The sequence below is a fragment of the Chitinophaga sp. genome (assembly GCF_035564935.1).
In the GTDB taxonomy this organism is placed as follows: domain Bacteria; phylum Bacteroidota; class Bacteroidia; order Chitinophagales; family Chitinophagaceae; genus Chitinophaga.
Genome location: NZ_DATMTE010000867.1, coordinates 1 through 10,031 on the forward strand (window position 1 = coordinate 1; position 10,031 = coordinate 10,031).

Sequence of the window (10,031 nt, forward strand, 5' to 3'; positions counted from 1 at the left end):
CATTTTTTAAAGTTGTATTGTTTAGCTAATTCCCTGCCACAAAATAACAGCACTACTACGCAAGGTACTTGCGCAACGGCAACCTTCACAAAGCTAATATAATTAGTAAAACAAAACTAAATAAATTAGTATATTTTTTTATACACATACGCCAATAAAAAAAGGACATCCTGAGGATGTCCTTTTCAAAATGTTTATACCAGGATGATTAGATGGTCACAGTAGCTTCCAGATCATTATCCACCAGGATACGTCCGCAGTGTTCGCAAACGATGATCTTTTTGTGCTGACGGATTTCCGCCTGGCGCTGAGGAGGGATGGCATTAAAGCAACCACCGCAGGAATCACGCTCTACAGTTACCACAGCCAAACCGTTGCGGTAGTTTTTGCGGATCTTTTCGTAAGCCTGCAGTAAACGGGGATCTACCTTGGTTTTAGCCTCTTCACTCTCTTTGCGGAAAGCTTTCTCTTCTTTATCTGTTTCGCCAATGATCTTTTCCAGTTCGCCTTTCTTGTGCTTCAGGTTTGCTTCTTTATCAGCTACCGCTTTCTTGGCTACTTCCAGTACGCGGCTTTTTTCCTTGATCTCTTCGTTAGCGTCCTTGATATGCTTTTCAGCCAGCTTGATTTCCAGCGCCTGCATCTCCATTTCTTTGGTGATGGCCTCGAACTCACGGTTATTCTTCACATTATCCTGCTGCTTCTCGTACTTCTTGATCAACGCTTCCGCTTCCTTGATGGCGTTTTTCTTGCTGGCAACAAAGTCCTGTATACCTTTCATTTCATTCTCAATGTGAGACTGACGTGTATTCAGGCCTTCGATCTCGTCTTCCAGGTCTTTTACCTCCATCGGCAACTCCCCTTTCAGCACCTGGATCCCATCCAGCTTGGAATCAATCTTCTGCAATCTGAGTACAGACGCTAATTTTTCTTCAACGGAGTATTCTTTTACGGTTGCCATGTATTATAAATAATTTACCGGGTTTGTTTTAATCGTAGATTTAAGAGGCGCAAAATTACGGAATTTTTCGGTCAATATATGATAAAATAATTCCACAGTGAACTGCTCACTCTCAAAATGTCCGATATCTGCTATAATTAATTGATTATCAGCGTCAAAAAATTCGTGATACTTAAAATCGGCGGAAATGTAGGCATCTGCCCCCGCAGCTATTGCCTGTTTTAACAGAAAGCTGCCCGCTCCCCCACATAACGCCACTTTTTTTACGGAACGCCCTCTCAAAGGGGTATATCTCACACAACCGGTAAGGAACTGCTTTTTCACAAACTGTAAAAAATCCAGCTCATCCATTGCCTCCGGCAAGGTACCAATCAATCCCGAACCTACCTGCTGATAAGCATTTTCCAGGTTTACCACATCGTATGCCACCTCTTCATAAGGGTGGCTACCTAATAACGCCTGTAAAATTTTTCCTTCCAAATATACCGGAAAAATCACTTCCAACTTTATTTCAGCTTCAAAATGTCTTTCCCCCGGTCTGCCTGCATAAGGATCTGTGCCTTCCGCCCCCCGGAAGGTGCCCTCGCCGGCGCCGTTAAAACTGCATTCGCTGTAATTTCCGATGTGACCGGCGCCGGCTTCAAATAAGGCGGCCCTCACTATCTCCACATCTGCCACCGGCACAAATGTGTATAACTTTTTTAATAACCCCCGTTTGGGCTGTAATACCCGGGTTTGTTCCAGGCCCAATTTAGCCCCCATCTGCGCGCATACCCCGTTACGCACGTTATCCAGGTTGGTATGCGCCGCATAAACGGCAATATCGTGCTTAATGGCCTTGATAGCCACCCGCTCCACATAAGAATTTCCGTTGATCTTCTTCAGTCCCCCGAAAACAATCGGGTGATGGGCAATCACCAGGTTACATCCTTTTGCAATGGCCTCATCAATCACCGCCTCCGTTGCATCCAGCGTGAGCAAGGCATTGGTCACCTCCACACCGGCCTGCCCGAAAATCAGCCCGGCATTGTCGTAGCTCTCCTGGTACTGCAAAGGCGCAAACTGTTCAATGGCCTGTATGATCTCTTTTATCTTCATATCTGCAAAAATTAATGGTTCATTCGCGGCATCAGCTAAATTTGCAAAAAAAATCTTTTATGCCCGGAAGCAAATCTACAGCAGAACAATATTCGGATTACAAAATAAAAATGCAAAAAATTGCGGACGTAAGAAATGCCCTGGCAGTACTTGGCTGGGACCAGGAAACCTATCTTCCCGAAAAAGGCGCGGGGTTCCGCGGCCAGCAGATCACTACCCTCAGCACTATTGCCCATGAACTATTTACCGCCCCTGAGCTGGACGCCATCCTCCAGGCACTGAAAGGCGATACCGGTCTGGAACCGGTAGAACAAAAAAATATCCTTCTTTCTGCAGAAGACTTTGAAAAGAATAAAAAATACCCCGCCTCCTTTGTGGCAGATATGTCCAAAGCCACCAACGAAAGTTACCATGCCTGGATAAAAGCACGCAAAGCCAATGATTACTCCCTCTTCGCCCCTGCTCTTGCACGGATGGTTGAACTGAAAAAACAGGAAACAGGTATTCTCGGCTATGAAGGACATCCTTACAACGCCCTGCTCAATGAATACGAAAGAGGTGCACATACCGGTATGCTGGATACCATTTTCAGCGAGGTAAAAACCGCCCTTTCGCCGTTGCTCAGCCAGATAGAACAGCAACCCGCAGTTAACAAGGACTTCCTCCACCTGCATTACAACCGCGATGCACAATGGAAATTCGGTATCTCCCTGCTGGAAAATATGGGATACGACCTGAAAGCAGGCAGGCAGGATGTTTCAGAGCATCCCTTCACTACCAGCTTCAACCCGCTTGATGTAAGAGTAACCACCCGCATCGATGAAAACGATTTTGGTAATATGACCTGGAGCTGTATCCACGAAGGCGGCCACGCCCTCTATGAACAGGGCCTGCCCGCGGAACAATATGGCCTTCCCTGTGGAGAAGCCACCAGCCTGGGTATACATGAATCCCAGTCACGGCTGTGGGAAAACAATGTAGGCCGCAGCCTGCTTTTCTGGCAATATCATTATCCCCGCCTTCAGCAACTTTTCCCCGAAAACCTGGGAAATGTATCGCTGGATGCATTCTATAAAGCCATTAATAAAGTACAACCTTCCCTCATCCGCACGGAAGCCGATGAACTCACCTATCATTTCCATATCATGATCCGGTATGAAATTGAAAAAGGACTGATCGATGGCAGCATTGATGTAAAAGATCTGAAACATACCTGGAATGAATACTACCGTCAATACCTGCACGTAACCGTACCGGATGATGTTCAGGGCGTGTTACAGGACATCCACTGGTCGCATGGCAGTTTTGGCTATTTCCCCACTTATTCACTCGGCAGCTTTTACGCCGCACAATTCTTTGCAGCCGCACAAAAACAGGTGCCCGGTCTGGAGGCTGGTATTGCTTCCGGTAATTACGAACCATTGCTGAAATGGTTACGTACCAACGTTCATCCATTCGGACGTTTTTATACGTCAAACGAGTTGTGTGAAAAAGTAACGGGGAAACAACTGGCATTCGGGCAATTCCTGGAATACGCGAAAACGAAATATGGCGGGATATACGGGTTGGGATTGTAACAATAAATGCTGTATCTGACATGGGGCTAAAAATGACTTACAATTACTTTTTAGCCCCCATGTCACCGGAGATTTATAACGACGCCAGCTTCTCCAGCTCCGCCAATTCCATTACCCCTTCCTTTCTCGCTATTTCCTTTCCATCTTTATAAAAAATAAAAGTCGGTAATTTAGCGGCATTTACAGACTTCATCACATCCTGGTCATTACCTCCATCCACAAATACTTTTTTCACCTGCGGATGTTTCTGAAAGAATTTTTCCAGCACCGGTTCCATCTGTTTACAGGGAGGGCACCACGCTGCCCCTACATCTGTCAGCACATACCCTTTTGCCTGCACCGCCTTATTGTAATCAGCTATGCTGAGCTGTGGCTTTTTCTCCGCCACGCCATCCAACGGCTTCCCGGCCTGCTTCCAGGCATTGATGCCACCTTCCAGCTCCACTACATCTGCAAAACCGTTTTCCCTCATCCATTTAGCGGCAGCGCTGCTCCGGCCACCACTCAGGCAATAAATATACACCGGCTTCTTCTTGTCCAGATATTGTACCCTTTCCCTGAACTCCGCTTTCTTTGTATAATCGGCCTGTAAAGCATGTGGCAGATGCCCGGTACTAAATTCCCCAGCGGTGCGAACATCAAATACCTGTACATCAGGCTGCCGGATATCCTTATCAAATTCGGCGGCATCTACTGCCTTTTCCTGTGCCATTGCAGTGATGCCCGAGAGCATCATCATAACGGCTAATAGAACTCGTCCCATATCGTCTTTATTTTCGGCATAAAATTAATAAACAATTCTGCTCCCTGCCTGGCAGGATGGGAATTATAACAGGGCTGTAATGTTTTGATATCAAACCAAGGTGAAAACAACTTCCTGTACTCTTCCTCCGTACCACCAAAAGGCGGGCCTTCCTGTGGAAAATGACGGTTAAACAAAACGCCTGCCAGGTGACCACCGGGCTTGATCAGCGAATACATATGCTCCACATAATTGGCCCTGAGAAACGGTGGGAGTGCACAAAAAAAAGTTTGTTCCAATACAAGGTCATAACTGCCTTTATGATCAAAAAAATCTTCCTGCAGCACTTTCACACGGGTACGGGCAAACGTTTTTTGCAACTGCTCCACCAATACCGGTGCAATATCAAGCACGGTTACATCGCCAAAAGCCTGCCCTGCCAGGTAGGCGGCTTCATAACTGTTGCCCCCACCGGGAATGAGTATACGAATATCCCTGTCTACCAGTTGATCAATATACTCCTTTAAAGGCGGCGACACCATTCCCATATCCCAGCCGGTATCTCCTTTAAGATAGCGGTCATTCCAATACTGACTATCCATATCCGGTGTTCTTTTTATGCTAAGTTACGGCCATTCAGCCACATACATAAATGCATCGCTTTTCCAAACATTATTGCTATTTTTATACCTTGAATATACCTGTGAAACGGCCTAACGCCACCCTATGCCATGAAAAGCCTACACTATTATTTGCGGATTGTCATAAAACATATTTTGCTTTGCCTGCTGCCGGCAATGGCTGCTCACGCACAATCGGTTACCATCAATGCGGATAAAAAAGCAGGCTGCCCCCCTTTCCTGGTGAATTTCACCGCTACAGCGGATGCAGGCTACCAGCAGATAGAATGGGATTTCGGACTTGGCGCCAATGTTACCAACGACCTCACCCCGTCTAAAACATTCCAGGATCCCGGCATCTATCATGTTAAGCTAACAGCCACCTATGGCGCTAATGTTATCGTGAAACAGCTTGATATCCAGGTGTATAATAAACCGGTGGTCAATTTCAGCATACCTAATACCAGCGGATGCGCCCCATTTATGGCTTCATTCCGGGACCTTTCAACACCAGGCGACGGCAGCATTGCGGATATTACCTGGGACTTCGGCGACGGAGGCGGCGCTGTTGGCGCTAATGTAACGCACACTTACACACAGGCCGGAACTTACAATGTGCTAAGCGCCGTTACTAACAGTTACGGCTGTACGGCATTTAAAGGCCCTGAACCAGTGAAAATACAAAGCGCACCTACGCCCGCTTTCTCAGCAGACAAAACACAAAGCTGCACAACGCCATTTACCGTCACCTTCTTTAACAATACCATCAACAACTCCCCCGACCCGGTTACCTATTCCTGGGATTATGGCGACGGTACAACAGGCACCACCAACCAGCACACCTATACAAGGGAAGGCCGGTTTACTGTAAAACTAACCGCCATCACTTCCGGCGGATGTACTACTCCGCTCACCAAAACAGATTATATCGTTATAGAAAAAGTAAAACCGGCATTTACCTTCTCTGCACCCTGTGCAGATCAACCGGTTAACTTCACCAATACCACCCAACCGGTTCCGGACCAGGTTACCTGGGCATTCCCGGATGGAACCACACAAACTTCTGCCAATGCTGTAAAACAATTTACCACACCGGGCGACTATATCGTAAAAATGCAGGCTACCCTGGGCAGCTGTTTGGAAGAAGTACAGCAAACTATTCATATTAATCCCGCTCCGCAGATCAACCCGGTGGCTACACCACTCAGCGCCTGTAATACGCCTTTTACCACGCAATTCAGCGCACAGTCGGCCGACGCTACTTCCTGGAACTGGAACTTCGGAGACGGCACTACTTCTGCCCTGGAAAATCCTTCTCACACTTATACCCGCGAAGGGTCTTTTACAGTTAGTCTTACTGCCTCCAATGCCTTCGGCTGCAGTAAAACCATCACACTGCCCGGGTATATCAACATTGCGAAGCCGAATCTCAGTATTTACCGCAGTATCACCGAAGGCTGTATTCCTTTACCGGTAGATTTCTATGCAGAACTGGATGTTACAGATCCCATTGTGAGCTATCAATGGGATTTCGGAGATGGCGCTACTTCCACCGCAGCAAGGCCGAATCATATTTTCACCACACAGGGAACATTCCCTGTTACCGTTACGGTAACAACGGCCAGCGGATGCACTGCCAGCGGTACCACCATTATCATGGCAGGTACAAGACCCGTAGTGGATTTTTCTGCCACACCATTGAAATCATGTGCAAAAGATCCCGTGCAGTTCACTAACCTGTCTGTTCCCAACGGTACTTCCTGGCTATGGACATTTGTTCAGGATAACAGTACCAGTACAGATGAAAATCCTAATCATACTTTTAATGAGATCGGTAACCACGATGTCATCCTCACGGTAAACAACAACGGCTGTATTGAGCAGTTAATAAAACGAAATTACATACAGATCATTCCACCTATTGCACGGTTTGAAACAGCCCCCGATTGCGTAGATCCCTATCACAGGAAATTTACCGATAACTCTACTTTCGGTCCGATTCCTACTCCGGTAAAAACATGGCTATGGGAATTTGGGGAAAACGGCGCCACTTCTACTGATCAGCATCCGGATTTCAGGTACCAGACAACCGGTTTGAAACAGGTGCGGCTTACCATCGACAATGGCATCTGCACCTCCACCACTACCCAATCGGTTAACATCATCGATGAAAAACCAGTCATTACACCCGATAAACCAAGAATATGCAAAGGCGAAAGCATTCATATATCGTTAGGACCACTTAATAATGCAAACATCAATGAATACAGCTGGGATTGGGGAGATGGCGGCCCTATACAAAATATACCGGCCTACAACTTTGATCCGGCCAATGGTATTACACATACCTATAACCAAACAGGCACTTTCACTATTAAGCTCACTATTACCGATAAAAACAGCTGCACCCGGGATGCACCGCCGGTTAGCATTGATGTGAACGGCGCCACGCCTGATTTTGATTATACCGGTAAAAGATGTAAAGATGAGATCTTCAGCTTTACTGATAAATCAACTGTAAACAGCGGCAATAGTATTCTTAACTGGGAATGGGATTTCGGGGATCAGAGCAGTAAAGAAAACTATACCACGCAGCCCGTTGATATAAAACATACCTATACTAACGCCAACGATTACACGGTTTCATTAACGGTAACCGATCAGTTCAGCTGCGTGGCGAAAGTACAAAAGATGATCCGCTTCGACAGGGTGAAGGCCGATTTCATGGCGCCTTCCAATATTGCATGTCTTGATAAATCCTTCACGTTTGTGGACCAGTCGCAAGGCACTATCCAGAATTATGCATGGGATTTCGGCGACAACACCACCGGCTCCGGTAACAGGCCGGTGAAGGTGTACAGCGCACCGGGAAAATACAATGTAACCCTGAAAGTGACTACCTCCGCCGGTTGTACGGATGAAATCACCAAAACAAATGTGATCACCGTTCCTGATCCAAAAGCTTCTTTTACTATACCGGACGACCTGGACCTATGCCCACCGGTGAAAGTATTGTTTACCAATACCTCAACGGATTTTGTGAACTCCAGCTGGAATTTTGGCGACAACGGCACTTCCTCCAAAAACGATCCGGATGTACATATCTATGCACGCGCCCGTACCTACGATGTGGTACTGACCGTATATTCCGAGGGAGGCTGCTCCAGTACGGCTACGTTGCCCATCACCATCAAAGGACCAGATGGTACCATGAAAACCACACCAACACAAGGCTGCGTGCCGTTAGATGTAAGTATCAGCGCCACCTCTGTTAAAACAGACAGTTACATGTGGGACTTCGATGATGGTACTGTGCTCACTTCCACTACGCCGGTATCTCCCCCGCACACCTATACGAAAGCCGGTATTTATTATCCACGCGTATCCTTGCTCGACAACCAGGGTTGCGTGGTAAAAGCAGAAGGAAATGATAAGATCATTGTAGATCAGGCAACTGCTGATTTTGTTACCAATGATTTCCAGGTATGCGGCGGAGGTGAAGTAACATTTACCAATAAAAGTAAAACGTTAACGAAAGATTCGCTTGGGCTGGATTTCACCAACAGCTGGGACTTTGGCGTACCAGGCAACCCTGATAATAACGCCACGGGTGTAAACGGGTTGTTTAATTATCCGCAGCCCGGCACTACCAACGTGAAGCTGGTGGTAACCAGTGCTTATGGTTGTATAGATGAAAAAACGTTGCCGGTGGTGATTCCCCCGCAGCCGGTAGCAACTATTGCGCCCATTGCACCACTTTGTGTATCCGGGAAAGTACAGTTATCCGGCAGCGACAGCAAAAACGTGGCGGGCACCAAATGGCGGTGGAGCCTCGGTACCGGGCAAACATACGATGTGCCTGTTCCGCCGGAAATACTTTTAAACAGCGCCGGCACCATACCGGTAGTATTGAATATCACCAACGGGGACGGTTCCTGCCCGTCGGAAGCTACTGCGGAAATGATCGTACATCCGTCGCCGTTATTAAACCCTTCTCCTGTTACCGCCACTATTTGCCGTGGCGCCCCTTTACAGCTGCAGGCCAATACCACCGCCAATGTAATAGTGAACTGGACGGATTATAATATTTCCGATGCGGCCAGCGTATCGCCACAGATAACACCGGATATTGATACCGTATATCACGTTACAGCTACTAACGAATACGGGTGTACGAATACAGGCGAAGTAGCCGTTACCGTTACCCAGCCTTTCAGGATATATGCCCAGGATGCGGAAATATGCGCCGGTGAAAGTGTAAAAATGAATGCCGGCGGCGCTTTACGCTATCAGTGGATCCCTGCCAGGGGATTGAACCGGACGGATGTTGCCGATCCTGTAGCCAGCCCGGACGGCACTATCACCTACCAGGTGGTAGGTGATAATAACAGCAGCTGTTTTACGGATACTGCCCTGGCCCGGGTTTACGTACGTGCGGCGCCGGTAGTGAACGCCGGCCCGGATATGGTGATTGCCACCGGCTCTGTTATTCCCTTGCCCGTAACCGGCAGTGAAGACATTATTAAAACCGAATGGACACCGGTAACAGGCCTGAGCTGTTACAACTGTCTAACGCCAACGGCTACCCCAACAGATGATATCACTTACCATGTAAAGGTAACCAACCGGTTTGGCTGTGAAAGCACCGACGATATAGCGATCAAACTGGTATGCAATGAGGGCAATATATTCATCCCCAATACTTTTTCACCCAATGGTGATGGTCAGAATGATATATTCTATGTGCGGGGTCAGGGCATGCAATCCATCCGCGTTTTCAGGATCTTTAACCGTTGGGGACAACTGGTATTTGAACGCGCCGGTGTGAACACCAATGATCCCTCTTCCGGATGGGATGGGCGTTACAAAGGCGCTATCCTGAACCCGGATGTATTTGTATACTATGTGGAAGTGGTGTGCGATAAAGGCGCTGTGAACCTGCTGAAAGGGAATATTACCCTGATCAGGTAAAACACTGCCCGACGGATTTTTTGATGCCGATGTTGTTGATTTGCAGGCACTCCGCCGCATTT

Annotated in this window: 6 protein-coding genes; 2 read left to right on the forward strand and 4 right to left on the reverse strand. The window is 47.4% G+C overall.

Features of this window, described 5'->3' with window-relative positions; all coding sequences use genetic code 11:
- Positions 1 to 208 precede the first annotated feature (208 nt).
- Both VN105_RS22645 and VN105_RS22650 read right to left on the reverse strand, forming a co-directional pair.
- Positions 209 to 961: a zinc ribbon domain-containing protein gene (locus VN105_RS22645; protein ID WP_142683668.1), complete on the reverse strand. Its 753-nt coding sequence runs from the start codon at positions 959 to 961 to the stop codon at positions 209 to 211.
- Between the two features lie 3 nt (positions 962 to 964).
- Entirely contained in the window at positions 965 to 2,059 is a 1,095-nt protein-coding gene (locus VN105_RS22650) for a Nif3-like dinuclear metal center hexameric protein (protein WP_325644492.1), read from the reverse strand.
- A gap of 110 nt (positions 2,060 to 2,169) precedes the next feature.
- Here VN105_RS22650 and VN105_RS22655 point away from each other — a divergent pair, with 110 nt between their 5' ends.
- Positions 2,170 to 3,636, forward strand: a complete 1,467-nt coding sequence (locus VN105_RS22655; RefSeq protein WP_325644494.1) for a carboxypeptidase M32 — start codon at positions 2,170 to 2,172, stop codon at positions 3,634 to 3,636.
- Positions 3,637 to 3,709: 73 nt separating this feature from the next.
- Here the strand turns inward: VN105_RS22655 and VN105_RS22660 are convergent, their stop codons facing one another.
- Together VN105_RS22660 and VN105_RS22665 are read right to left on the reverse strand one after the other, a co-directional pair.
- Positions 3,710 to 4,399, reverse strand: coding sequence for a rhodanese-like domain-containing protein (locus tag VN105_RS22660; RefSeq protein WP_325644496.1), 690 nt, complete (start codon positions 4,397 to 4,399; stop codon positions 3,710 to 3,712).
- Positions 4,381 to 4,980, reverse strand: a complete 600-nt coding sequence (locus VN105_RS22665; RefSeq protein WP_325644498.1) for a methyltransferase domain-containing protein — start codon at positions 4,978 to 4,980, stop codon at positions 4,381 to 4,383. Before VN105_RS22665 ends, VN105_RS22660 begins: the two co-directional genes overlap by 19 nt.
- A gap of 150 nt (positions 4,981 to 5,130) precedes the next feature.
- Here VN105_RS22665 and VN105_RS22670 point away from each other — a divergent pair, with 150 nt between their 5' ends.
- Positions 5,131 to 9,969 carry a PKD domain-containing protein gene (locus tag VN105_RS22670; RefSeq protein WP_325644500.1) on the forward strand — a complete coding sequence of 1,613 codons (4,839 nt, stop codon included), beginning with the start codon at positions 5,131 to 5,133 and terminating at the stop codon, positions 9,967 to 9,969.
- The last annotated feature ends 62 nt before the right edge of the window (positions 9,970 to 10,031 follow it).

Coding starts and splice junctions, on each gene's coding strand:
- VN105_RS22645 (WP_142683668.1), bottom strand. CDS start 961: ATGGCAACCGTAAAAGAATACTCCGTTGAAGAAAAATTAGCGTCTGTA.
- VN105_RS22650 (WP_325644492.1), bottom strand. CDS start 2,059: ATGAAGATAAAAGAGATCATACAGGCCATTGAACAGTTTGCGCCTTTG.
- VN105_RS22655 (WP_325644494.1), top strand. CDS start 2,170: ATGCAAAAAATTGCGGACGTAAGAAATGCCCTGGCAGTACTTGGCTGG.
- VN105_RS22660 (WP_325644496.1), bottom strand. CDS start 4,399: ATGGGACGAGTTCTATTAGCCGTTATGATGATGCTCTCGGGCATCACT.
- VN105_RS22665 (WP_325644498.1), bottom strand. CDS start 4,980: ATGGATAGTCAGTATTGGAATGACCGCTATCTTAAAGGAGATACCGGC.